The organism is Falsiroseomonas sp., assembly GCF_051860665.1.
GTDB lineage: Bacteria > Pseudomonadota > Alphaproteobacteria > Acetobacterales > Acetobacteraceae > Falsiroseomonas.
This window is the reverse complement of the sequence record NZ_JBHYDM010000010.1, coordinates 105119-130841: the sequence shown is the minus strand read 5'-3', so window position 1 is coordinate 130841 and position 25723 is coordinate 105119. Positions and strand designations below refer to the sequence as shown.

Here is a 25723-nt window from a genome sequence, read left to right as displayed (position 1 = left end):
CGATCATTCCCAGTTCGCCACGGATATGGTTCCAGCTTTGACTGCGCAGGATTTGAGGTGACTTGGCTCCGGCCGCAAGCCTTCGCAACGGCACAAGCCGAAAGGGATGGCGCTATGCGGCCGGGGGCAGCGCCGCGACCAACTCGGCCGGGGCCGGCCGGTTCTGCAATGCCGCGAGCCAGGCGATGGCCGGCTGCAGCCCATCCTTCAGCGCCACCTCCGGCCGCCAGCCCAGCAGCGCCTCCGCCCGGCCCGGATCCGCCTGGTATTGCTGCGGGGAGGCGGGGCAGGCGAGGTTGTAGACCTCGTCCACCGGCTGCGCCGCCTCGACGGGATCGCAGACATCGTGGTGGACGAAGCGGAATCGCGCATGCCGCTCCCGCTCCGCCAGATTGGCCCGCTGGCCGGTCTGCAGATAGAGCAGGCTGGATCCGTAGAAGGCGACCGTCATGCCGCTTCCTCGAGGGGGGCATCGAGGCGCCGCAGGATCTCCAGCAGTTCGGTCACGCGATGGCGGCAGGTGTGGCCTGCGCGGATCGTCTCGAGCCCCGCCGCCGCCAGCGATGCGGCGCAAGCGGGATCGTTCAGCACCTCGCGCAGCCGCTGCTGCATCTCCGCGCCGTCGCGCGCCAGAAGATAGTCCGTGCCGGGGCGGAACAGGCCCTCCACATCCTCCCAGGGCGCGCAGATCAACGGGATGCCGCAGGCCAGCGCCTCGAAGACACGGATGGTGGGAATGCCGGGCAGCGCCGCGACATAGGGGCGCCGCGGAATATGCAGCGTGACGCGATGCGCGGCGAAGACCGCGGGCACCCCGGCATTCGGAATCCAGCCGCGATAATCGAGGCCCGCCTCACGCAGCGCCTCGAGCGCCGCCTCCGGGTAGCGGACGCCATGCACGATGCCGGAGAGGCCGAGCGCCGCTGCGGGCTCGATCAGGAAGCGATGCAGCTCCTCCGTCCGCTCGGCATCACCCCAGTTGCCGATCCAGACCAGCTCCCCGGTCTTCTGCGCCGCGAGCGGGCGGAACAGCGCGTCATCCGCCGCCTCGTGCCAGGTGAAGACCCGCGCGCCCCATCCGCTGTCGAGGTAGCGCTGGCGCAGCGTCTCGCCAAAAGCCAGCACGCCGTCGTAGTCCTGCAGCATCATCGCCGCGATCGATTTGCGATCGGAGACCGCGCGATGATGCGTATCGTGGAACAGCAGGCGGAAGCGCGCGCCCTGGCGCCGCAGCCGGCCGAGCGCGGCAACCAGGGCGGGATCGGTCCACTCATGCACGATCACCACATCCGCCTCTGCCGTGGCGGCGGCGTGGTCGAAATCATCCTCATAGGTCTGATGGCGCAGCTGCGGGAAGGCGCGCGCGAAATCCGGCACGGCCTGCGGCCCGGCCTGCTGCAGCAGATTCTGCCGGCTCCAGCCATAGGCCGGCTCCAGCGCCACCGCGTCATGCCCGCGCGCCAGCAGGTCCCGCATCACGCCGCGCAGGAAGTGGGCGTTGCCGTGATTCCAGTCGGAGACCAGCGAGTGCGTGTAGAATACGAAGCGCATGGCGACTCCACGCGGGAAGATCAGGAAACTGAGGCTGCTGCGTAATAAGCGGCCAGCAGGGCCAAGAGTTGCCGGGCCGCCGTGAATCGCTGCGCCTGCGCGGATCTCTCGCGCCGCAGCGGCACGGGATGCTGGAAGGCGAAGCCCTGGCCATTCACGCCGCGACAGGCGCCAGCCGCCCGCACCGGCTAGGCGATGCGACCCGCCGCGGCGTCCGGCAGCGCGCCGCCCTTGCCCTCATCCCACCAGCGCCCCGCCGCGAGGACGAATTCCTGTGCGCAACGCGGCGGCCTGGGTCGGCAGGTTCAGGTGCAGCAGGTCGATGTCCTGCGCCGCCGCCACAGCGCCTCGATCCGCACGCGCACCTCGCCAGGCCCCGGCGCCGGCCGCGGCAAAGCCGGGATCCGGATTGTGCCGGGCGCGGTGACAATGGCGGCGGGCATGACCTCGGCATCGGCAGGGGGCAAGCGTGGATCCTCCGGCGCGGCCGACTGCTGCGGCAGGCGCTGTCTCGGGCGCCGGGACAACGGAGCTGTCCCGCCAGAGTTGCAACGCCGCGTTCATCCCTGAGGCGCAGGATGTTCATGCATCCGGCCGCGATGGGACCTTGGAAGCCGCCGCCGCAGGGACTACTTCTGCGGCGCTGTTCCCCTCTCCCATCGGGTCGCCGGAGCGCCCCGTCAGACGGAATCCGGCCCCGAACCACGCATGACCGATATGCATCACGCCCGCCGCCCCGCCTCGGGGGCGGAAGCCACGCGCCGCAAGGTCGCCGAACGCCTGCGCCGTACCCAGGCGGCCGTGCAGGGGCTGATGGTGGAGTTGCGCCGCCCGGCCCGCACGCCGCCGCTCAGCACCATCGTGCCGCCCTGCGGGCCGGGTGAGATGCGGGTCGCCTCCTATAACATCCACAAATGCGTCGGCACCGATCGCCGCTTCGACCCCGCCCGCACCGCGGCCGTCATCGCGGAACTCGGCGCCGACCTGGTCGCGGTGCAGGAGGCGGATCGCCGCTTCGGCCGCCGTGTCGGCCTGATGGACGCGGTGGCGCTGGAGCGGGAGACGGGGCTGGCCCCCCTGCCGGTCTCCGACCTGCCGGATGGCCATGGCTGGCACGGCAATGCCATACTGGTGCGCCCCGGCACGCCCGCGCGCATCCGCCGCCTGGCCCTGCCGGGCGCCGAACCCCGCGGCGCGCTGGTGGCGGAGCTCGACTTGCCAGCCGGCCGGCTGCGTGTGGTGGCCGCCCATTTGGGCCTGCTGCGCCGCTGCCGCGCCCGGCAGGCGGCCGCCATCCTGCAGGCGCTGGCCGAGCAGCCGGAGGGGGAGGAGCCGATCCCCACTCTGCTGCTGGGCGACCTGAACGAATGGCGCCCCGGCGCCAAATCCTCCCTGCGCGCCTTCGAGCCCTTCTTCGGTCCCGTGACGCAGGGCCCGGCCAGCTTCCCGACGCGGCTTCCGGTGCTGGCGCTGGACCGCATCCTGGGCTGGCCGCGCGGCATCGTGGCGGATGTCACGGCGCATGACAGCGCCCTCGCCCGTGTCGCCTCGGACCACCTGCCACTCACCGCCTCCGTCCGGCTGGGCGCGGAACAGGCGCTGCACCAGGCCGCCTGACCGGCAGGACCGTTGCAACCGTCACGCTGCTGCGCCGTTCGCTTGCGGCGGGCCATGCGCGTCGCCAGATCCATCCAGGCGGCGCCCGTTGGCGGAAAGGAGCGGCATGCGAGAGACCCCGGCCATGACGCTGGCACCCCGCCCGGATGGCGGGCCGATGGCGGATCGCCGCGGCTCGGCACTCGACGAGGCGCTGGCGGAGGTGCTGGCGGGGCTGGGTGGCGCCCAGGCGGGCGCAGCCCTGGTGCCTGAGGGGCTGGATGCCTTTGCCGTGCGCGTGGCCACCGCCCGCGCCGCCAGCCGCAACCTCGACCTGCAATACTACATGTGGCACGGCGACGTGACCGGCCGGCTGCTGGCGCGCGAGGTGCTGGCCGCCGCGGATCGCGGCGTGCGGGTGCGGCTGCTGCTGGACGATGCCTATGCGCTGGGGCGGGAACGCGTGCTCTCCGCGCTGGATTCCCATCCGATGATCGCGGTGCGGCTGTTCAACGGCACGCGCTGGCGCGCCTTCGGCCGCGCCGGCTTCCTGCTGGAGATGGTCTTCGGCGGCTGGCACCTGAACCGGCGCATGCACAACAAGGCCTGGATCGCCGATGGCAGGGTGGCCATCGCCGGCGGCCGCAATCTCGGCGACGAGTATTTCGGCGCCAAGGCCGGCGAGTTCAATTTCCGCGACCTCGACCTGGTGCTGGCGGGCGCCGCGGCGAGCGGCACGCAACGCGTCTTCGAAAGCTATTGGCACAACAGGCTGGCCCGCCCCGCCGCCGTGGTCTGCCCACCCGCCGACAAGCATCGCGGCCTGCCGAAGCTGCGCCGCGCCCTGGCCGAGGCGGCGGCGGAGCCGGAGGCGGTGCGCTACCTGGCACATCTCGGCGAATGCGGCGGCGCCGCGGCGCCGCTGGCGCGCGGCATGGTGGCCATCGCCCCCGCCGCGGTGCAGGTGGTGGCGGACCCGCCGGAGAAGGCGAAGCGCGGCCTGGCGGCGCGGCGCCTGGCCCGCGCCGCCGGCGGCATCGCGCCCGAGATCGCCGATGCCCTGCGCAAGGCGCAGCGGGAGGCACTGCTGATCTCCCCCTATTTCGTCCCCGGACAGGCCGGCCTGGCGCTGCTGCTGGAGATGGCGGCGCGCGGCGTGCGCGTTTCCGTGGTGACCAATTCCCTGGCGGCCACCGATGTGGTGGCGGTGCATGGCGGCTATGCCGGGTACCGGGAGCCGCTGCTGCGCGCCGGCATCGCGCTGTTCGAGCTGAAGCCGAGCGGCGAGGATGAGGAGACAAGCGCCTTCGGATCCCGCGGCGCCAGCCTGCACACCAAGGCCTTCGTCGTGGATGACGGGCCGATCTTCGTCGGCTCCTTCAACCTCGATCCCCGCTCCGCCGCGCTGAACACCGAAATGGGCGCCTTCGTGGATCATCCGGTGCTGGCGCGGGAATTGCGGGCCGAGCATGACCGCCTGGCCGATCCGGCGCGCAGCTGGCGGCTGGGGCTGGAGCAGGGCCGCCTGACCTGGACCGGCGCCGGGCCGCAGGGTGTGCTGCGCAAGCTGCATCGCGAACCCGATGCCTCCCTGCGCCGTCGCGTGCTGGCGCGGGTGCTGCGCTGGCTGCCGATCGAATCCCAGCTCTGAGGTTTACGCGCCGAAGCGGCTGCGGATCTGCTCGTGGATGCCGGGCTGGGCGAAAGTGACCTCATGCATCGCCTGTTCGCGCGCCACGGCGGCGGGCAGCGCCTCCCGGATCGGGTCAGCCAGCGCCGCCTTCAGCAGGCGCAGCGCCACGGCGGGTTTTGCCGCCAGGTCGCGCGCCAGGCGCAGCGCGGTGGGCAGCACCTCCGCGCGTTTCACCACGGGCAGGCCGATGCCGCGTTCGCGCAGCGCGCCGCCGTGATAGCCGTTGGCGGTGAACAGCATCTCGTTCGCCAGCGCAGGACCGAGGCGATGCGGCACGATCAGCGTGGCGCCCATGCCGGGCGTGAATCCGTATTTCATGAAGTTGGTGGCGTAGAGCGATTCCACCGCGAGCACGGAGAGATCCGCATAGAGGCCGAAGACCAGCCCGCCACCCAGCGCATGCCCGTCCATGGCGGAAATCACCGGCAGCGGACAGTCGAGCAGCATGCGGTAGAAGCCGGCCTCGTCGAACTTCTGGCGCCCGTCCGCGATGCCGATGAGTTCCTCAAGCGTGCCGCCCGCGCAGAAGATGCCCTCCGCGCCATGCAGCACCACGACCTTCGCTGAGGGGTTCGCCGCGATCGCGGCAAAGGCGGTGGCGAGGCCGGAGACCAGCGCGACCGAGAAGGTGTTGCGGCCGGCGCGGTCCTGGAGCGTGACCACGGCGATCTCGTTCTGCCAGTGCAGGGCTACGGCGTCCTCCACGGCGCGCCCCCCGATTCGAGAAAGGCACGGATCGCGGCCATGCTGCGCGGATCGGCGATGCGTGTGGCGATGGTCTCGATGGCGTGGCCGCGGGTGGCCGCGTCCATGATCCAGAGCTGGCGGAAATAGGCCTTGCTGGCCGCGACATCGCGCCGCGCCACGCGGTCCATGCGGATCAGCAGGCGGCGCAGCGAATCCGCGGGCGTCTCCGTCACCTCGTCCACCAGGCGGCGCGAAAGCGCGGTCGCAGCGTCCATGCGTTCGGCGGTCAGGGTCATACGATACGGGTCCTGCACCCCCATGCGCCGCACCAGGAAGGGCGCGACGGTGGCAGGCAGCAGGCCGAACAGGATCTCGGACAGTTGAAAACTGGCGCGCGGCGTGGCGATGGCGACGTCGCTGGCCGCGACCAGCCCCAGCCCGCCCGCTGTCGCCGGCCCATCGACCAGCGCGACGGTGACGATCTCGCTGGCCCCGAAGCGTTCGAACAGGTCATACAGGCTGCCGACCAGGGCGCGGATGCCGTCCTCGTCCATGTCGCTGGTGGCGGTGGCCTCGGAAAAATCCATGCCGGCGCAGAAGATGCCGCCGGCGCCCTGGATGGTCAGGATGCGCAGCGCCGCATCGCCCTCCGCCTCATCCAGCGCGGCATGCAGCCCGGCGATGCTGGCGCGGCTCAGCGGGTTGCCGCGCGCCGGCGCGTCCAGCGTCGCGGCCAGGACCTTGCCGCGGCGGGCGAGGCTCAGGCCCATCGGTAGCGCCGCTGGTAGTTCTCGATGCGGTCCAGCACCAGCAGGCCGCTGCCGGCAAACCCTTCCTCCCAAAGCTGTTCCAGGCCGTCCCTGGCCACCGTGATCTGCTTCGTGCCCACCAGCCCATCCCGTGTGCGCGCGATCAGCGCCTCGTAGCGCGGCATGTCCATGGGCCGCCGCGCCACCAGCGCCGCGCTGATGCCGCGCGCGCACACCGCCTGCGCGGAGCGCGCATCCGCAAGGCCCGAATAGAATTCCGAACAGCAGCCGGAGCCGTAGGAGAAGAGCCCGATCCGCACCGGCGCCTCCGGCACGAAATCCGGCGATGCCAGGGCACCGGCCAGCGCCAGGAAGACCGTGCCGGAATAGATGTTCCCCACCTCCTGGCAGAAGAGCAGGGACCCGCGCAGCCGTGCCTCGAAATCCGCCTCCGCCGCGCTGGGCGGCGCCTGGCGGAATTTTCGCATCATGTTGCGATGCGCGCCTTTCACCATGCCGCCGAAGGGCGTGTGCCAGGCCAGCCGCGCGAAGTGGGTGACGAAATCGACGCCAGGCTGCCGCGCCGCATAGGCACGAAAGCTGTGTTCCAGGCAGTCGAGGTAGCTGAGCACCGAAAGATCCGCATCGCCCGTCTCGATCTCCGGCGTCGGCCGGCAGGCATCCATCACCTCATAGCCATGCACACCACTCGCCCCGCTCTCCAGCGCCAGCACGACGGGGTTGCGGGAGACCAGCAGCGCCACGGCGGCGGAGCCCTGCGAGGGTTCGGCATAGGAATGCGGCACCGGCCGACCAAGATCGGTCGCGATCACCAGCGCCCGCGCCTCGGGATTCGGCGAGGCTGCGACCATGGCCGCCGCCATCTGCAGGGCTGCGGTGCCGCCGTAGCAGGCCTGCTTCACCTCAAACAGGCGGCAATGCTTCGGCAGGTCGAGGTAGTGATGCACATAGGTCGCCGCGGACTTGCCCCAGTCGAGGCCGGATTCGGTGGCGATGATCACCAGCTCGATCGCCTGGCGCTGTGCCGGCGACAGGGCCGCGACCAGCGGCCGCGCCGCATTGACGGCGAAGGAGACCGCATCCTCCCAGGGCGCGCAAAGGCTCTTGCGCTTCATCAGCAGATTGGCGAAGCGCGCATGGTTCAAGCCGCGCGCCTCGGCCAGCATCGCCACGTCGAGGCTGGCGCGGCCGGCATAGACGCCGAGATCCTCGATGCCGATGGCGTCGCTCATGCGAGATTCCTTGCGTTGCGCAACAGCACGGCCGTGGCCAGCCCGCCAAAGCCATAGGCGGGGCTGAGCGCGTAGTGCGACTGCCGCATCAGCGTCGTGGTCGGCAGATGCAGCTGGTCGGTGATCGGCTGGGTCAGGCCGGGCGTGCCATGCACGAAGCCGCCGCGCAATTGCAGCACGCAGGCCACCAGCTCCAGCAGCGCGGCGCCCTGGATGGCGTGGCCGATCATGGCCTTGGTGGCGTTCACAGGCACTGGCGCACCCTGCAGCAATGTCGCCAGCGCCTCGGCCTCCGCCGCATCGCCGGCGGGCGTGCCCGTGGCATGCGCGCTGACGAAGCCGAGCGACGCTGTCGGCAGGTCGCCCAGCGCCGCGCGCATCACGCGCAGCGCCGTTCCGGCATCGGGCGCCACACCGGCGCGGCCCTGCTGCGCCTGGGCATGGCCGGCAATTTCGGCGAGTGGCGTGGCGCCGCGCGCCTGCGCTGACTCCAAGGATTCCAGCACCAGTGCCCCACAGCCCTCGCCAGGCACGAAGCCGGCGGCGGCGCGGTCGAAGGGAAGGCAGGCGGCGCCCGGTGGCGCCAGCGCACCAAGCGCGGCCAGCGCCTGCCATTCCACCGGCCCGAAATCCGGCGGCGGCGCCACCACCAGGCAGCCTGGCATGCGCCCCATGGCGATCAGGTCGGCGGCCACCGCCACCGCCGCATTGCCGCTGGCCGAGGCGCCGCCGACGGAAAGCCCCGGCCCCTGCGCGCCAGCGGCTTCGGCCACCACGGCGGCGAGATGCGTATCAAAAACTTCCGCCGCGTGGCGCGGCGGCGTCCAGGCCGGCTCCTGCTGAAACTTGCGCGCGGTATCGAAGCCGCGCGCCTGCGCGATGTTGCTGCCCGCCACGAGCACGCCAAAGGCGGCGGCCTGCACAACGCGCGCCTCCGCAAAGGCGGCGAGCGCGACACACAGCGTGGCGATCAGCGCGCGGGACCCGCCCCGCGCCACCCGCTGCGCTGATCTCGGCAAGGCCGCCGCATCGATGGTCCCCAGCCGCATCGCCAGCCCCGGCCATTCGTCCTGCAGCGGCGCCACCCGCCCCGCGCGCAGCATCTCCGCAAAGCCGGCGGCATCCGTCACGCCGCCGGGCGCCAGCACGCCGAGGCCGGTGATGACGACGCGCCGGGGTTCAGCCATGCGCCGCCTGGTGCCGCGACCACAGCAGGTCCACCAGCCCGCCGATGCTCGTCACGCCGAGAAAGCTGGTCATCGGCAGCGCCAGCCCGACCTCCTCCATGGAGCCCACCAGCACATCCACGCGGTCCATGGAATTCGCGCCGAGCTCGACCATCGACCGATCCTCCCGGATCTCGCCCTGCGGCACATCGGGCAGCACGGCCCGGATCTGGCGCGCGACAATGCCAAAAATCTCGGAGCGGTCCATGCCTGCCTCTCAGGGATTCATCATCAGTTCCGCCAGCATGGCAGAACCGGAAAAGCTCTGGCCGCCATCGGCCACCAATGCCACGCCGGTCAGCAGCCCGCCCATCGGGGAGGCGAGGAAGCAGCAGACATTGGCGATATCCTCCACCGTGCCGAAGCGGCCGAGCGGCACATAGCCCTTCAGGGTGTCGATATCCTCCGCCGTCAGCAGGCGGGACAGGCCCTCGGTGCGCTCGATCGGGCCCGGCAGCACGCTGTTGCAGCGAATGCCGTGCTTGCCCCATTCCAGCGCCAGGCCGCGCATCAGGCTGTCGATCCCCGCCTTGGCGGCGCCGACATGCACCTGGAAGGCGAAGGGCATCAGCGCATTGGTGGCGGAGACGAAGATGATATTGCCGCGCTGCGCCTTCAGTTGCGTGAAGGCCGCCCGCGCCGCGTTGAAGGACCCCATCAGGTCCACCGCGATGACTTTTCGGAATCCCTCCGCCGTCATCTGCTCCGCCGGCGCGGGGAAGTTGGCGGCGGCGCCGCAGACCAGCACATCCATGGCGCCGATCGCCTGGCGAGAGGCCGCCATGGCCGCCTCCAGGCTCGCATAATCCGTCACATCGGCGACCAGCGGCAGCGCCGTGGCGCCGAGCCCGCGCAACTCCGCCGCCGCCGCCTCCAGCGTCTCGCGGTTGCGGCCACACAGCGCGAGGTCGGCGCCGAGTGCGGCGAAACCGCGCGCGATGCCGAGGTTGATGGTGCCGGCGCCGCCGGTGACGAAGACGCGCCGCCCGCGGAACAGATTGGGCGCAAAGCCGCTGACGGGATCAGGCATCGGTCACGCGCATCTCCATCGCAGCCTCATAGCCGATCTCCCCCGCCTCGAGGCGCCGCAGCAGGCTGGCCAGGTCGCTGGCGCCCTCCTCCGGCGGTGGCGGCTCGGCACTGGCTTCCATGCGCCGGCGGATCAGGCTGCGCAACCGGTCGGTTCGCTCCCGCGACCCGGCGATACGATCTGCCACCTCTGACTGCACCGCCGGCACGGGCCCCGCCGCGCCATGTTCCAGCCGGATATAGGCGGCGAGCTCGCGCACCGTGGCGTAGGTGAACAGCGCGGTGGTCTTCAGGTCGATCCCGAACACCTCGTTCACCCGGCGTACGAGCTCCACGCTGATGATGGAATCGGCGCCGTATTCCGAGAAACTGGCCTCCGGCTCCACCTCTTCCGGCGCCAGGCGCAGCGCCTCCGCCACCGTGATGCGCAGCTTTTCCTCGATGTCGTCATCCACCCGTTGCGGTGCAGCCGCCACGCGCGGTGCCTCGACGGCAGGCGCGGTCCGGGCAAAGCCATCCGCCTCGGCCAGCAGGATGCATTGCAGCGCCGGGTCGCCCAGCGCCGTGGTGCCCGCGAAGCCGGCCGCGGCCAGGCTGTGGCGCCAGCGCGGCAGGTCCAGCAGGGGCGCATGCGGCAGCCGCGCCTCGGGATCCGCGAAAAGCCACCAGCCGCGGGTCATGCCGAAGGTCAGCGTGTTGAACTCCTGCGCCGCCGTCGCCTCGTTGATCGCGACCAGCCCGCCGGGCCGTAGCAGCGCGTTCAGATTGGCCAGGGTCTGCGCGATGCGCGGCGTGGCGTGCAGCACATTGGCCGCGATCACGATGTCGAAGCTGCGCGGTGCAAAACCCTGCGGCGCGGCGGAGGCCGAGATATCGAGCCAGGCGGTGCGCAGGAAGGGTGCCTCCCGCCGCAGCTCGCGCTCCGCCTGTTCCAGGAAGGCCGGGCCGATATCGGTGAAGAGGTAGTCGATGCGGTCCGCGAAGGGCGCCAGGGCGCGCAGCACGAAGCGTGTGGTGCCGCCGGTGCCGGCGCCCACTTCCAGGATGCGCACCGGCCCCGGCCGCGCCGCGACCGCCGCGGCCACCGCCTGTGCCAGCATCTCCTGCAGATGGTCCACCACCGGATTGCCGGCATAGATCGGCGCGACCAGGTCGAAGCGGCCGCCCGGGAAGAGCACGGCATTGGCATCCACCTCGCCTGTCAGCACCTCCGGCAGCTTCCGGGTGCAGGCCTGCAGCAGACGCAGATAGGGCGCGGCGGAGGGGTCCTGCGCGAGCCGTTCCTGCGCCGCGGCCTCCAGCGGCTCCGCCCTGGCCAGCATCGCCTCCACCGCCGCCTGCAGGCGTTGTTGCGACGGGGCGGCCTGCGGGAAGCCGGCGGCCGAAAGCGCGGCACGGGCCAGCGCGGCGCCGTGCCGGTTCATGGCCACAAAATCCCGGGCCGCATTGCGCAGCACGGTGCCGCCCGCCTGCTGCACCGCCTCTGCCGCCGCGCGCGCGGCGGGCAGCAGGCGCAGCGACGGCTCCGCCGGCACCGCCAGCCGGCGCCGGGGATCGGCGCGCAGCTCCGCCGCCACACGGTCCGCGATGCGCAGCGGCATCAGGCGCTCCAGCCCCGGCGCTGCCAGGGCGCGGCCGAGCAACACAAGCCCCTCCGCCGTACCGATCGGATGCACGCCGATGCGCGCGAGGCTCGCGCGATGCGCCGCGGTCGCCACTGCCCCGACCTCCCCCCAGAAACCCCAATCCAGCACCAGCACCGGGCGATCCTGGCGCAGCGCGAAGGCATCGGCAAAGGCGCTGGCGGCGGCATAGGCGGCCTGGCCGGGATTGGCGGTTTCGGCATTGGCGGAGGAGAAGACCACCAGACGCGCCGGCGGGCCGTCCGCCTCCTGCCGCGCCAGGGCGGCCAGAAGATTGGCGAGGCCGATGGTCTTGGGCGCCAGCACGGCGGCGATATCCACATCCGGCTGCGCCAGCACGCGGCCCTCCCGCAGGTCCATCGCCGCATGCACGACCATGGTGATGCGGCCGAAGCGCGCCGTGGCCTCGGCCAGCGCGCCCTCCAGCGCCGCCGGCTGCGCCAGGTCGGCGCGCAGATGCAGGATGCGGCCCGCCGCGCGGGCCAGGGTCTCGGTGACCGCCGCGCTCGCCGCGCTGCGGCCCAGCAGCACCACGCGGGCGCCCCCGGCGGCGAGATCCTCGGCCAGTGCCCGGCCGAGCCCGCCGGCGCCGCCCGCGATCAGCACCACGCCTTCCGCCGGCGCCGGGCTGGCCGGCAGGTCCAGCGCGCCAAAGCCGCGGCGCAGCGGCACGCCATCGCGCAGGGCCAGGTCCGCGCCCGGTGCGGCCAGCGCCGGCACCAGGGCCAGCGCCTCCGCATCGGCGGGATCGACATCCAGCAGAGCGAGGCGCAGCTCCGGCTGCTCCCGCGCGGCGGCGCGGCTGAAGGCGGCCAGCGCGGCGGCCAGCGGGCAGGGCCGCTCGCCGGGCCGGGCCCGCTGCGCGCCGAGCGTCACCACCACCAGCCGCGGCGGCGCGGGGCGGGCGGCGAGGTCGCGCAGCAGCGCCGCCAGATGCAGCACGGCCGCTTCCACCTGCGCGGCCGGGTCGGCGACGCCGCCGGCCAGCAGCCAGACGGCATCGGTGCCGAGGTCGAGCGCGCCCGCGCCGGGCGGCACGCCCAGCACCGCGCCCATCCGCGCTGCCAGTGCTGGATCGGCATGCGGCGCCAGCAGCACGGGCGCGCGCGGCGGGGCGACCGACTCCGGCATCGGCACCGGGTCCCATAGCGCGTGCCAGGCCTCCAGCGCCGGCAGGGCGGCGGCGCGGCGGGCGACGAAGCCGTGCAGGACGGCCTGCGGCGTGCCGGCCGCATCCTCCAGCACCAGGTCGAGCACGATGTCCGCGCCCTCCGCGCTGCGACGGTGCCCGAGGATGCGGGTGACGGATTGGGGCTCGCCCAGGATGTCGAGCCGCTCCAGCGCCGCGGGCAGGTAGCCACCGGGCGGCGCATTCTCGGGCAGCAGGGCGAAGGTGATCTGGAAGGCGGCGTCCAGCGCCTCCGCCCAATCCGCCGCGCCGGGTTCCAGCCTCGCCACTGCGGTCTCGGCACCGCGTTGCAACGAGACAAGCCGGCGGAAGCCACCGGCGTAATCGGCCCCCGCCCCGGAGAGCAGCGCATAGGCCGCCGCGCCCTCGATCCGCTGCGGGGCGTCTTCGGCCGCCACGGCAAGCTCGGGTGGCGTCGCCACGCCGGTCGCCACGCGGCCCTCGGCGAGACGCGCACCGCCATCAAGGGCGATGCGCCCCTCGGCCAGCTGAACGGAAAGGCCCGCCGCGATGGCGGCCGTGTCCGCCGGCCGCAGGAAGCGCCAATCCGCCAGCGCCCGCGCCCCGCTGGCGCGCAGCGCCAGCGCCAGCAGCAAGGCACCCGGCAGAATGGTCGCGCCGCCCACCCGATGCTCCGCCAGCACCGGCGCCTCCGCCGCGATGGCGATGGCGCAGCGGCCCTCCGCATCCGGCGTGCCGAGGCTGACGCCGCGCGGCAGGGCGAGCGCGGGTTTCGCCGGCACGGCGCGCGGCGTGACCTTCACCCAGCAGCGCCGCTTCTCGAAGCTGATGCCGGGCAGGGAGATCGGCGGGCGCCGACCGGGTGCCAGCGCGTCCCAGTCCAGCCTTGCCGCGCCCCGCGCCCAGGCACGGGCCAGGGCCGGTAGGTCGTCCTCCGGCGCCAGGCCGCTGGAATCGCGCTTGACCTCGCCCTCGGCAAAGCCCTGGCCGGCGGCGATGGCGTCGAAGCCCGCGATCAGCTCCGCAAGGCTGCTGGCGACGAAGGCGGCCCGGAAGCGCATCGCCTCCCGCCCCGTCTGCAGCGTGCGCGCCACATCGGCGGGCAGCACCTCGCGATGCGCCCGCAGCCAGGTGGCCAGGGCAGCGGCAGACCGGCGCAGCGCCGCATCCGTCGCGGCCGAAAGCGGCACCACGAAGGGCCCAGGAGCCGCCCGCGGCGTGGCGACCGACGGCGCTTCCTCCACCACCAGATGCGCATTGGCGCCGCCCGCGCCAAAACTGCTGATGCCAGCGCGCCGCGGCCCGCCTTGCGCGATCCAGGGCGTCGCCTGGCGCTGCACGCGCAGCGGCGTGCGGGACAGGCCGAGATCGGGATTCAGCACTTCGGCATGCAGGCTCGGCGCCAGCATCCCGTGCCGCAGCTGCAGAACTACTTTGGTGAGGCCCGCAATGCCCGCCGCTGCCTCCAGATGCCCGATATTCGATTTCACGGACCCGATCGGCAGCGACTCCACCGGCAACCCCGCAAAGGCGCGGCCGAGACCCGCCACCTCCACCGGGTCGCCCAGCGCCGTGCCGGTGCCATGCGCCTCGATGTAGGAGATGCTGGCGGGCGGCGTGCCGGCGCGCGCCAGCGCCTCCGCCACCAGCGCGCCCTGCGCCGCCGGGTCCGGCACGGTGAAGCCGCCGCTGCGGCCGCCATGGTTCAGCGCGCTGCCCTTGATGACGGCATGGATGCGATCGCCATCCGCCAGCGCCCGCTCCAGCGGCTTCAGCACCACCGCGCCCACGCCCTCCCCCGGCACATAGCCGTCGCCGCCCGCGCCAAAGCTGCGGCAGCGGCCGTCCGGGGCGGCGAAGCCCGATTTCGAGAGAATCCAGTGCCGGCTGGGGTGCAGAATGAGATTCACGCCCCCGGCCAGCGCAATGCTGCATTCCCCCGCCCGCAGCGCCTGGCAGGCGGCGTGGATGGCGCTGAGCGAGGCGGAGCAGGCGGTATCCAGCGCCAGGCTCGGGCCGTGCAGGTCGAGGATCCAGGAGACGCGATTGGCGATGTTCCAGTAGGAGGCATTGGGCCCGATGAGATTGCCGCGCGCCGCTTCCTCCGGCCCCAGCAGCGCATAGTCGCCATTCATCACGCCGACGAAGACGCCGCCGCGCCGGGCCTCGGGTGCCGCATCGCCCTCGAACAAGGTGGCGCGGGTGCGTCCCGAATCCTCCAGCGCCGCCCAGCAGGTTTCGAGGAATTTGCGCGCCTGTGGATCCAGGCTGTCGGCCTCGATGGGTGAGATGCCGAAGAAGCGCGCGTCGAAACAGTCGGCATCCGCGAGGAAACCGCCCCATTTCGTGTAGCTGGTCTCCGGCCGCGCGCGATCGGCGTCCCAGAAACCTTCGATCGGCCAACGCTCCGGCGGAATTTCGGTGATGGCGTCCCGACCCTCGCGCAGGTTCTCCCAGAAAATGTCGAGATCCGGTGCCATGGGATAGCTTCCGGCGATGCCGATGATGGCAATGTCACCGCTTCCCGGCGCCGCCACGGCGCGTGGCGCGGGCAGCGCCTCCGCGCCCGGCGGCGGCGCGACCGTGGCGCCCGGCGCCAGCAGCGCGCCCAGCGCCGCGCCATGGTCGCCCAACAGTCGCGCGGCGAGGTCGCGCACCGTGCGATGCTCGAAGAACAGCGTCTTGGAGACATCACCGAGATCGGCCTCCAGTCGCGCGTTCAGGCGCATGATGCCGATGGAATCGAGGCCGTATTCCTCCAGCCGCTCATCGGCATCGAGCCGGTCGGGCGGCAGGCGGATCACCTCCTCCAGCAACCGCGCGAGATAGGCGACGACCTGCGCTGGCTCGACATGGCCACCGGCTGCCACGGCGGCGCGCCGCGCCGGCCGCAGCGCGCTGCCCAGCCGGTCCCTGCGTCCATGCAGCACCAGCAGCCGCGGCACGCCCAGCGCCAGCGCGGCGCCGAGCACCCGCAGGCCTTCGGCCTGCGGCATCGCCACCAGGCCGAGCTGCCGGTCCAACTCCGCCACCACCTCCGCCGGCGGGGCCATGCCGCCGCCCTGCCAGAGCGGCCAATCCACCGCCAGCGTCGCCCCCTGCCGCCGGCCCGCTGCGACCGATGCCTGCCGCTGCGCGGCGAAACCGCCGAGAAAGCCGTTGGCCGCCGCATAGGCCCCCTGCCCCGGCACGCCGAGCGCCGCCGCGGTGGAGGAAAACAGCACAAAGGCCTCCAGCGGCTCGGCCGCTGTCAGCTGGTCCAGCGCCACCGCACCGGCCGCCTTGGGCGCCAGCACAGCATCGAAATCCTCCGGCGCCTGTCGCGCCAGCAGATCATCCCGCAGCAGCCCCGCGGCATGCGCCACGCCATGCAGCGGCCCGAACTGGCGCCGCATTCTTGCCAATGCCGCGCGCAGGGCGACGGGGTCCGCCACATCGGCCTGCAGGTGCAGCGCCACGGCGCCCGCCTGCTCCACCGCCGCCAGCGCCGCCGCATCGGGCGCGCCGCGCGACAGCAGCGCGATGCGCGCAGCCCCCTGCGCCGCGAGGTGCCGCGCCAGCGCAAGGCCGAGCCCACCTTGCCCGCCGGTGACCAGCCAGGTGCTGCCGGCGCGCGCCAAGTCCTGTGGGGATTCGGCCAGCGTCGCGGGGCTGCGACGCAGCAGGGCGCGGCCCGCCGCGTCCCGGCGAATCTCCGCCACCTCCGGCCAGGGCTCGGACAGTTCCTCAAGGATCGCGGCGGCGCTCGGCTGGGCCATGCGCAGCACGCGGCCGCGCAGGGCGCCGTTCTCCGCCACCGCGCTGCGCAGCAGGGCTGCGGCGGCGCTGCCCGCGCCGCCCTCCGCCGCGGGTTCCAGATGCAGCAGCGCCATGGGCCGCGCGGTGCGGGCGAGCAGGAAGAGCAGCCGTGCCCCCTCCTCCACGCCCATCGTCGCCAGCGCCTGGCCCACCCCTTCGCCCAGGGCGGTGTCGAGGCGCAGCGCGTTCACCACCACCGTGGGCGCAAAACGCTGCAGCAGCGCAGCGCAGCTTTCGGCATCGGTGGGATCGAAGTCGTGGTCCGGCCGCGCCAGCGTCAGCCGCAGACTGGCCGGAAGCGCGGCGCGCAGCGCCTCGGCCAGTGCCGCATCGCGGGCCAGCAGCAGCAACTCGCCCTCCGGCAAGGCGCCTGCGGCAGGTTCCGCTGCCTGCCAGCATGGCACGAAGGCCAGCGTGCCGATGGCGGCCGAGGCCTCGGCCGGCAGGCGGCGGGCGCGCAGGCCGCGCAGCACGGCCAGCACGCGGCCACTCTCTTCCGCCACCGTGATGTCGAAGCCCGGCGCTTCCGCCGTTGCATCCGCGCGCAGTGCCGCATGGGCGACCAGCGGCATGCCAGCGGCGGGCGCGGCGTGGATCTCCAGCGCCTCCAGGCCGGCCGGAACGAAGCGCGCGCCCTCCGTGGCGCCCGCCGCCTCCAGCCCGATCAGCGCGGCCGCCTGCAGCGCGCCATCCAGCCGCGCCGCATCCAGCCCCGCGCCCGGCACCAGAAAGGCCAGCGCCTCGCCCTGGCCCAGCCGAAGCCGCGCCAACACGCGTAGCGTCGGGCCATAAGCAAAGCCGAGACGCGCAAAGGCGGCGTAGCAGTCCTCTCCAGTCATCATCCGCGCACAGCGCGCCGCCAGCGCACCCAGGTCCATCGGCGGCACTATGGCCGGCGGCGCGCGATCCACCGCGGCGCGTGCCAGCAGGCGCCCATTCTCCGAGACCGTGCAGCCCGCATCCTCCGCCGCAGCCCGCAGCACCATGCCCGGCAGCGCGGGCGCCAGCCAGGCAATGTCCCGCAGCGTTCCGGCCGCATCGCCGAGCCCCGCCTGCCGCAGCATCGCCAGCGTCGCCGTGCCGGGCAGGATGCTGCGCCCCTGCACCACATGGTCGCGCAGCAGCGGCAGGCCCGGCTCCAGCACCAGTTCCGCCGCGGCGGGTGCGGCAAAGCCCGCCATGGCATCGAAGGCCCAGTAGCGCGCGCGGAAGAAGGGATGGCCCGGCAGGACCAGCACCGGCCTTCGCCCATCCGCCAGCTTCTGCCAGTCGATCCGCGCACCGGCCTCATGCAGCGCGGCCAGCGCCGCCAGGTCCTGCGGCGCGGCGGCGCGCCCGGCCGCCCAGGCGGAAGCGATGGCGGGAATGGGGTCGCCCTCGGCCGGCGCTTCCCGCGCCGGCCGCGCCGCCGCCGCGCGCAGCAGCGCCGGCAGTTCGGACTCATGCTGCGCCACCACGGCGCGGCGATGCCGGAAATGGCCGCGCCGCAGCGCCAGCATCGCCGCCACATCGGCCAGCGGTTGCGGCGCGGCCTCCAGTCGATCCGCCAGGTCGCGCAGCAGCCGCTCCAGCGCCGCGGCGCTGCGCGCGGAGACCGGCACCACCCGCCCACCCGGCGCGGCCGGCGTTGGCGCCAAGGCCTCCGGCGCCTCCTCGATCACCACATGCGCATTGCTGCCGCTGAAGCCGAAGGAGGAGATGGCGGCGCGACGCGGCACGCCCGCTGCCGGCGCATCCCAGTCGCGCAGCGCCGTATTCACGAAGAAGGGCGTCGTCGCGAAATCGATATGCCGGTTGGGTCGGTCGAAATTGAGGCTGGGCGGGATCGCGCGATGGCGCAGCGCCAGCACCGCCTTGGCCACCCCCGCCATGCCGGCGGCCGCCATGCAATGCCCGATATTGGTCTTCACCGAACCCAGCGCGCAAAACTGCCGCTCCTCCGTGAAGCGGGCAAAGGCGTCGGTCAGCGCGGCGACCTCGATCGGGTCGCCCAGCTTGGTGCCGGTGCCATGCGCCTCGACCATGCCGATCGTCGCCGGGTCAATGCCGGCCTGGCGATAGACCTGCAATTCGAGCGCGGTCTGCGAGGTAGCGCTGGGCGCCGTCAGTCCGCTGGTGCGGCCATCCTGGTTGGTGCCGCTGCCCCTAAGCACGGCATGGATGCGGTCCCCATCGCGCTGCGCGTCGGCCAGTCGCTTCAGCACCAGGCAGCCCACACCCTCCCCCGGCACGAAGCCATCCGCCGAATCATCGAAGCTGTGGCAGCGGCCGGTGGGGGAGGCCATGCCGGCATCCGACAGATACAGGAAGAGATGCGGCGAAATGATGTTGCAGGACACGCCCGCGGCCAGCGCCACCTCGCTCTCCCCGCGCCGCAGGCTCTCGGCCGCCAGATGCAGCGCGACGAGGGAAGAGGAGCAGCCGGTATCCACCGGAAAGCACGGCCCCTGCAGGTCCAGCAGATAGGAGAGCCGCGCCGAGAGAATGGCGACGGACCCGCCCAGCGTCTGCAGGGCCGCCGGTGCCGGCCCGGCCACGTAGTTGCTGGCGGAGACACCGACGAAGACGCCGCAGCTGCGGCCGGAAAGGCGTTCCGGCGGCAGGCCCGCATCCTCCAGCGCGCGCCAGCCCTCCTCCAGCAGCAGCCGCTGCTGCGGCTCCATCGCCTCGGCCTCGGCCGGTGAGATGCCGAAGAAGAGCGGGTCGAACTGGTCGTGATTTTCCAGCAGCGCGGCCCAGCGCGCCGTGCTGCGGTCGCGGATCGCGCTCAGGTCGAAGCGATCCACCTCCCGCACCGCATGGCGGCCGGCGCAGAGCATGTCCCAGAAGGCGTCGAGGTCCGGCGCGCCGGGGAAGCGGCCCGAGATGCCGATGATGGCGATGGCATCGCGGCCTGGCATGACGGGCGCCGCCGCGACGGGCGCAGGTGCGGCGAGGCGGCCCGCCACCTCCGGAAAGCGCGCCTCGATGTGCCGCGCCAGCGCCTCCAGCGAGCCGAAATTGTAGAGGTCCGTCGAGCGCAGCGCGATGCCGAGGCGTTCGTTCACCGCCTCCGCGATCTGCGGCGCGACGATGGAATCGACGCCGATCTCGCCGAAGGGCGCATCCGGCTCGATGCGCGCCGCCGGCAGCTCCAGCGCCGCGCCGACGCAGTCCGCCAGCAGAGCCTGGAGCCCCTGCGGCGGAAGAGCGCGCGCCGGGACGCGGGATGGCGCGCGCACCGGCGCTGCCGTTTCCACACGCGGACCGCGACGCGCGAGCAGCACGCCATGCGGCGCGTCCGCTTCACAAAAGCCCGGCGCGGGCACCGCCTCCACCGCGCCAAAGCCTGTCTCGCGCAGGGCCTTGGCCCAGCCGGGGATGGAGAGCAGCGGCGCATGCGGCAGGCGGCGCTCGGCGTCCCGCGCCAGCCACCAGCCCTCCAGCAGGCCGAAGGTCAGCGTCGCCACATCCTCCGCCCTCGTGGTCTCGTTCAGCAGCAGCACGCCGCCCGGCCGCAGCAGCGCGGCCACATGCCGCAGCGCCTGCGCCACATCCGGCGTCGCATGCAGCACGTCGGAGGCCAGCACCAGATCCGCCGCCCCCTCCGCAAACCCCTGCGCGGCGGGCGGGCGGGAGATATCGAGCGGCGCGTAATGCCGCCCGGGCGCCTCCCCGATACGCGCCCGGGCGCCGCGCAGCAGCGCTGGCGAGAGATCCGTCACCTGGTATTCGCAGCCGAGGCCCGCATCGGCGAGTGCGGCCAGCACCGGCGCGGTGGTCGCGCCCGTGCCCGCGCCCACCTCCACCACGCGCAGCGGCGCGGCCTGGGCGCGCGCCATGGCGACGGCGGCGGCGGCCATCATCGCATTGCAGGCGACCAGCGCCGGCTGCCCGTCATAGAGCGGCGCGACGAGATCGGTGCTGCCGCCCGGAAACAGCACCTCCGTCGCCGCAAGCCGGCCGGCCAGGATTTCGGGCACCGCCGCGACGCAGCGCCGCAGCAGATTCAGGGCCGCCTGCATGCCGGGCGAGGCGTCGCGCGCCAGCAGCGCGGCCTCCCGCGCGCCTGCGGCCTCGGGCGGCGGCGCGGTGAGGCCCTGCAGGGTCTCGCCTTCCACCCGCAGCACGCCGTGGCGTGCCAGCATCTCGACCAGCGCCGCCGCCAGCCGCGCCTGCGCCGGCGCGACCGGCCAGCGCGGCCGCTGCTCGCGGGCCGCCGGCAGCAGGCCGGCGGCAGCCAGCGTCTCGGCCAGCAGCGCACGCGCATGCGCATCCATCGCCGCATGCAGATCAGGATCGGCCGCCGCCGGCACCGCCACCGCGCGCGCCGCCTCGGCCAGGTCCGCGGGCGCCGTCGCATCCGGCCCGCCCATCGCCGCCCAGACCGCATCGGACAGCGCCGCGTGGATGGATTGCGGCGCGGCCAGCAGCCCGTCCAGCGCCTGTGCGCTCGCGGCCGCGTCCTGCACGGCCACACCCTGCGCGGCCAGGCGCGTCACCATCGCCGGGTTCAGATCGGCGTGCTGCCACAGGCCCCAATGCACGACGCTGGCCTCGATATCCCGCGCCTCGCGCAGATGCAGCGCATAGCCCGCCTCGAAGCAGCAGGCGGCGCAATAGGCCGACTGGCCGGCGGTGCCGGGGAAGCCGGCGAAGGCGCCGATGGAGGAGAAGACGATCAGCCGCGGCCGCTCCGGCCGTGCCGCGATCCAATCCGCGAGCCTCACCAGCCCCGTGACTTTCGGATGCAGCGCGGCCCGGAATTCCGCCTCGGTCATCCGGTCGCAGCGGCCGAAGATCGGATCGACCACCGCCTGCACCACGCCATCCAGCGGGCCGATCCCATCGAGCGCGCCGGGCGCGGCGATATCCGCCGCGATATAGCGCGCCCCCGCCCCCAGCTCCGCCAGGAAGCCCTGGCGTTCCGCATCCAGCGGGCTGCGGCCGACCAGGACGAGCTCCGCTGCGAAATCGCGGAAAAGCATGCGGCAGATCACGCGGCCGACGCGGCCCATGCCGCCAACCACGAGGTAGCGGCCGCCCCGCCGCAGCGCGCCGCCCTGCGGCGGGGTGGCGGGGCGCAGCACGCGGCGGAAGCGCGCCGCGCCGCGCAACACGATGCTTTCGCCATGCGCGTCGCCCGGCTCGCTGGCGATGCGCGTCCAATCGATCGGCGCCGCGGGATCGAGATCGCAGATCACCACGCGCCAGGCGGGAAACTCCACGCCGATGGCCTTGGCCAGCCCCTCCGTCACCGCCGCCATCGGGTTGCGCGCGCCATCCTGCGGCGTCACGCGGTGCACCTGGCCGGTGACGATGCGCAGCTGCACCGCTTCGCCTTCCAGACCGGCGCGCACCAGCAGCCGCACCAGGCGATGCAGCGCGAAGGCGGCCTGCGGCGCCGCAGCGGGGTGGGTGTCCAGCAGCCAGATGATGGGCGTACGGCGCGGATCGCGCGCGGCGATCGCCGCCTCCAGCCCCGCGGCATCCTCCAGCGCAAGGCAGGGCGCGGCCAGGGGCAGGCCGGGCGCCGCGCCCAGCACCAGGTCGGGCCAGGCGGGCTCCGCCGCCAGCGTGGTCTCCGCCACCCATTCCGGCACCATGCTGCGCGGCGCAAGCTTGGGCGCGGCGGCCGCCGCCTCGCGCAATTCCAGCCCGGACCAGCGCTGGCGAACCGCGCCCTCGGCATCCAGAACCAGCACGTCGGTGCGATCCGCGCCGCAGGGTCGCGCCAGGATCCAGGCCTCGCCGACCGGCGCGGCGCCGTACAGCTCGAGCGCCGCCAGCCTGGCCGGATAGCGCAGCGACGAGGCACCATCGCGCGCGGCCAGCGCCGCGACGGCCACCTGGATCGCCGCGTCGGACAGGCGCGGCGGCAGGCCGCAGCGATCGGGCGGCGCGGGCAGGCGGCCGAGCGCGCCATCCGGCAGCAGCCACAGGGTCTCGAATCCGGGATAGCTGTCCCCGAGCTGCACCGCGCCACCACCCGGCAATTCGCTGCGCGCGATGCGCCGCGTGGCGGCCGCGCGCAGCGCCGCGAGATCGACCGACGCCGGCGCCGCGGCAGCGGCGCCCAGCCCTGCGCGCGCGAAGGGCCGTGCCTCCCCCTCGGCGGAGAGGGTGCAGACGCCGTCCTCGACGGTCAGTTGCAGCGCCAGTACGCCGCCTTCCGGCACGGTCGCCGGCCGCAGCCAGGCGATGTCGTGCAACGCGCCCCGGAAGGCACCAAGACGCGCCGCCTCCTGCCGCGCGAATTCGAGGAACAGCCCGGCATGCAGAACAGCCGCGCCGCCCAGCAGATGGTCGCGCACCAGCGGATCTTCCCGAGCGAGGCGCAGCGGCAGGCCCTGCGGCGCGGCGGCCCAATGCACCTCCGGCACGAAAGGATAGCCGGGCAGCGCGATGCTGCGGCGCCCGGTCGGATACAGCGCGGCGCCATCCAGACTGGCCCCCGCGCGCCATTGCGCGAGCTGCGCCGCGAGCGGCCCCTGCGCCGGCGCCACCGCCGCATCGCGCGGCACCCGCACCGCATCGGCCGCCGCGACCGCATCCAGCGCCGCGAGAATTCCCGGCAGATCCTCGGCCACGAAGCCATGCCGGAAGGCCATGGCGCTGCGGCCGTCGATCAGCGTGCGACAGACATCCTCCAGCCGCGGGGCAGCCTGGCGTTGCAGCCAGGCGGCGAGCCGCGCGGCGATGCGTGGCAGACCCTCCGCCGTGGCGGCGGAGAGCGCGACCAGCCAGGGCCCCTCCGCCACCCCGCGCGGCGCCTCGGCCGGCGGGGATTCCAGCACGACATGCGCATTGGTTCCCGATAGGCCGAAGGCGCTGACCGCCGCGCGTCGCAGCGGCTCCGTCCAGGGCACGGCTTCCGCCGCCACGCGCAGTGCCGTGCCGAAGCCGGCGCGCGGATTGGGCGTGTCGTAGCCGATGCTCGGCAGCACCACGCCATCGCGCAGGCAGAGCACCGCCTTGATGAGGCCCGCGACGCCCGCCGCTTCCGAGGTATGCCCGATATTCGACTTGATGGAGCCCAGCCAGGCCGGCGTTTCCCGTGCGCCCAGGACCTCGGCGAGGGCCGCGACCTCGATGGGATCGCCGAGCGGCGTGCCGGTGCCATGCGCCTCCACCAGCCCGATGCTCTCCGGCGCAATGCCGGCGCGGTCCCAGACCTCGCGGATCAGCTCCGCCTGGGCGCGGCCATTCGGCGCGGTGATGCCATTGCTGCGGCCATCCTGGTTGGTGCCGCTGGCGCGGATCACCGCCTCGATGCGGTCGCCATCGGCCAGGGCGCGATCCAGCGGCTTCAGCAGCACCGCCGCCGCCGCCTCTCCCACCGCGATGCCGTCCGCGGCCGCATCGAAACTGCGGCAGCGGCCGGCGGCGGAGAGCATGCCGATGCGGCCCATGGTGGCGAAGGACCGGTCATCCAGGAACAGCCGAACACCACCGGCCAGCGCCATCTCCACCTCGCCACTGCGGATCGCCTGGCAGGCGAGATGCACTGCGACGAGGGAGGCGGAGCAGGCGGTATCCACCACCAGCGCCGGGCCGCGCAGATCCAGCGCATAGGCGATGCGCGCGGCGAGCAGCGAGACCAGGTTGCCGGTCAGCCCGTGGCTCGATTCCTCCGCCACCAGCGCCTCATGCCCCGCGCTGGCCGCGCCGGCGAAGACGCCGATGCGGCGGCCGCGCAGGCTTTCGGCCGGCAGGCCCGCATTCTCGAGCGCCAGCCAGCATTCCTCCAGGAAAAGGCGCTGCTGCGGGTCCATCGCCGCGGCCTCCCGCGGCGAGATGCCGAAGAAGGCGGCATCGAAGCGGTCGATGCCGGAGAGGAAGCCGGCACGCGCGCCGGGCGGGGCCGCGACGGAGTGCGCCAGCCGATCCGCCGGCATGGCGCCGACCAGCAGCGCGCCGGCCGCCAGCCGGTCGCGCAGCGCGGCGATGTCGGGCGCGCCGGGGAAGCGGCCGGACATGCCGATGATGGCGATATCCGCGGGCCGCGTGGCCTCGGCCTTGGCGGACGCCACGGCGGCCTGCGGCAGGATCTGCGTCGCCAGCGCCGCGAGCGAGGCATGCGCAAACAGCGTCTCCACCCCGAGCCGCAGCCCGAAATGACGGTTGACGCGGTCGAGGAAACGCACGGCGAGCAGTGAGGTGAGCCCCATCTCCGCGAAGGGCCGGGTGGCCTCCACGCCTTCCGGCGCCACGCCGAGACTTTGCGCCAAGAGGTCGCGAAGCATCGCCAAGACATCGCCGCGCTCGGGCGTCGCCTGCTTCAGCGCCGCGAGGCGGCGGGCATAGGCCGTGGTCATGAAGCCTCCATGGCGGCACGGTTTTGCATGGCGGATGCGGCGGGGTCCGGCGCGGCGGTGACCAGCACGTAGGAGACCAGCCCCTCACGCAATGCCGCGCCGAAGCCGTCCCAGGATCGCTGCACGGCGGCGGCCAGCGGCATGGACGCGGCGCGCGCGGTGCCTTGGGCCGCCACCGCTTCCTGCCCCAGCATCGTCTCCAGTTCCGGATCGGCGAGGAAGTTGGCGATCTCGGTCGAGACGTCGATCCAGTCTCGGATCGCCAGGCCATGCCGCGCCAGCAGCGCCGCATAGCTCTCGCGATCCGGGGTGAAGGCGCCGAGTTCCGGCAGGTCGATGGGCGCGACCGTATTGGCGACGCAATCCGCCAGCAGCAGCAGCCCATCCGGCTTCGCCAGATGCGCCGCGATATTGCGGAACAGCGCATCCTTGTCGCGGATGTGATGCGCGACCTCGAAGCCCAGGATCAGCTCGTAGGGCCCGCCCGGAAAGCCATCGCCGGCGCTGTCGCGGTGATGGATGGCGACGCGCCCTGAAAGTCCCCGCGCCGCCACGCGGGCCTGCCCCGCCGCGGCCTGGGCCGCGGAAATGGTGCAGCCATCGGCCCGCAGATGCGGATGCGCGGCCGCCAGCGCCATCAGGTCCGTCGCCAGGCCGCAGCCGAAATCCAGCACCTGCCGCACGCGGCTGAAATCGACGGGCGCGAAGAGCACGTCCCGCATCTCCCGCTGCGCCTGTTGCAGCAGGCGCCAGTGCTCCGGATTCGCCGCGGGGTCCTGGAAGCAGCGCGTCCAGGAGAAGCCCGGCACGATTCTTTCGAATGGCGCGAGAGTCAGGAAGACGTTGTCATCGCCCACCGCCTCCGCCCGCGTGACGAAATCGTAGAAGGTGGCGACGGCGCCTTGTTCGGGCGCCCTTGTGAAGATCGGGAAATGCGCCCGACGCGGCGGCGTGGCGGGCATCGGCACGCGGCGTCCCTCGGCGGGCGGCGGAGGTGGCGGAGCGGCGGGTGTCGATTCGGGCCTGGCCCTTTGCAAAGCCTCGCGCAGCG

12 protein-coding genes (1 of these 12 only partly in view) are annotated in these 25723 nt (G+C 73.3%); 2 read left to right on the top strand and 10 right to left on the bottom strand.

Annotated features, from left to right (window positions below):
* Nucleotides 1-112: 112 nt before the first annotated feature.
* Both ACTIF1_RS12775 and ACTIF1_RS12770 read right to left on the bottom strand, forming a co-directional pair.
* Complete coding sequence (locus ACTIF1_RS12775) at nucleotides 113-451, bottom strand: hypothetical protein (RefSeq protein WP_439596810.1); 339 nt, start codon at nucleotides 449-451, stop codon at nucleotides 113-115.
* Complete coding sequence (locus tag ACTIF1_RS12770; RefSeq protein ID WP_439596809.1) at nucleotides 448-1551, bottom strand: CgeB family protein; 1104 nt, start codon at nucleotides 1549-1551, stop codon at nucleotides 448-450. The genes ACTIF1_RS12775 and ACTIF1_RS12770 overlap by 4 nt, the downstream gene beginning before the upstream one ends.
* A 708-nt stretch (nucleotides 1552-2259) precedes the next feature.
* Between ACTIF1_RS12770 and ACTIF1_RS12765 the strand changes: the two genes are divergently transcribed.
* The gene (locus ACTIF1_RS12765) at nucleotides 2260-3168 is read left to right on the top strand and encodes an endonuclease/exonuclease/phosphatase family protein (protein WP_439596808.1); all 909 of its coding nucleotides are present in this window, start codon (nucleotides 2260-2262) and stop codon (nucleotides 3166-3168) included.
* Between the two features lie 106 nt (nucleotides 3169-3274).
* Nucleotides 3275-4798 (top strand): phospholipase D family protein, encoded by a 1524-nt coding sequence (locus tag ACTIF1_RS12760; protein WP_439596807.1) that lies wholly within the window; start codon nucleotides 3275-3277, stop codon nucleotides 4796-4798.
* Between the two features lie 3 nt (nucleotides 4799-4801).
* Here the strand turns inward: ACTIF1_RS12760 and ACTIF1_RS12755 are convergent, their stop codons facing one another.
* The 8 genes in view from ACTIF1_RS12755 to ACTIF1_RS12720 are tightly spaced (at most 9 nt apart) and all read right to left on the bottom strand, a layout consistent with a single transcriptional unit that may run on beyond the window.
* On the bottom strand, nucleotides 4802-5545 hold the full coding sequence (locus ACTIF1_RS12755) for a polyketide synthase (RefSeq protein ID WP_439596806.1): 744 nt from the start codon (nucleotides 5543-5545) through the stop codon (nucleotides 4802-4804).
* Nucleotides 5530-6297, bottom strand: a complete 768-nt coding sequence (locus ACTIF1_RS12750; RefSeq protein ID WP_439596805.1) for an enoyl-CoA hydratase-related protein — start codon at nucleotides 6295-6297, stop codon at nucleotides 5530-5532. The genes ACTIF1_RS12755 and ACTIF1_RS12750 overlap by 16 nt, the downstream gene beginning before the upstream one ends.
* Nucleotides 6288-7529, bottom strand: a complete 1242-nt coding sequence (locus ACTIF1_RS12745) for a hydroxymethylglutaryl-CoA synthase family protein (protein WP_439596804.1) — start codon at nucleotides 7527-7529, stop codon at nucleotides 6288-6290. The genes ACTIF1_RS12750 and ACTIF1_RS12745 overlap by 10 nt, the downstream gene beginning before the upstream one ends.
* Nucleotides 7526-8716, bottom strand: a complete 1191-nt coding sequence (locus ACTIF1_RS12740) for a beta-ketoacyl synthase N-terminal-like domain-containing protein (RefSeq protein ID WP_439596803.1) — start codon at nucleotides 8714-8716, stop codon at nucleotides 7526-7528. Before ACTIF1_RS12740 ends, ACTIF1_RS12745 begins: the two co-directional genes overlap by 4 nt.
* Nucleotides 8709-8963, bottom strand: a complete 255-nt coding sequence (locus ACTIF1_RS12735; RefSeq protein ID WP_439596802.1) for a phosphopantetheine-binding protein — start codon at nucleotides 8961-8963, stop codon at nucleotides 8709-8711. Before ACTIF1_RS12735 ends, ACTIF1_RS12740 begins: the two co-directional genes overlap by 8 nt.
* A gap of 9 nt (nucleotides 8964-8972) precedes the next feature.
* Nucleotides 8973-9785: an SDR family oxidoreductase gene (locus tag ACTIF1_RS12730; RefSeq protein ID WP_439596801.1), complete on the bottom strand. Its 813-nt coding sequence runs from the start codon at nucleotides 9783-9785 to the stop codon at nucleotides 8973-8975.
* A complete protein-coding gene (locus tag ACTIF1_RS12725; protein ID WP_439596800.1) occupies nucleotides 9778-24672 on the bottom strand; it encodes an SDR family NAD(P)-dependent oxidoreductase in 14895 nt (4964 codons plus the stop codon). The genes ACTIF1_RS12730 and ACTIF1_RS12725 overlap by 8 nt, the downstream gene beginning before the upstream one ends.
* Nucleotides 24669-25723: the final stretch of a MupA/Atu3671 family FMN-dependent luciferase-like monooxygenase gene (locus ACTIF1_RS12720; RefSeq protein WP_439596799.1), read on the bottom strand. The gene runs 2608 nt beyond the window's last position; only the last 1055 of its 3663 coding nucleotides appear in the window; the start codon falls outside the window, past its right edge — the gene reads right to left on this strand; it ends in the stop codon at nucleotides 24669-24671. The genes ACTIF1_RS12725 and ACTIF1_RS12720 overlap by 4 nt, the downstream gene beginning before the upstream one ends.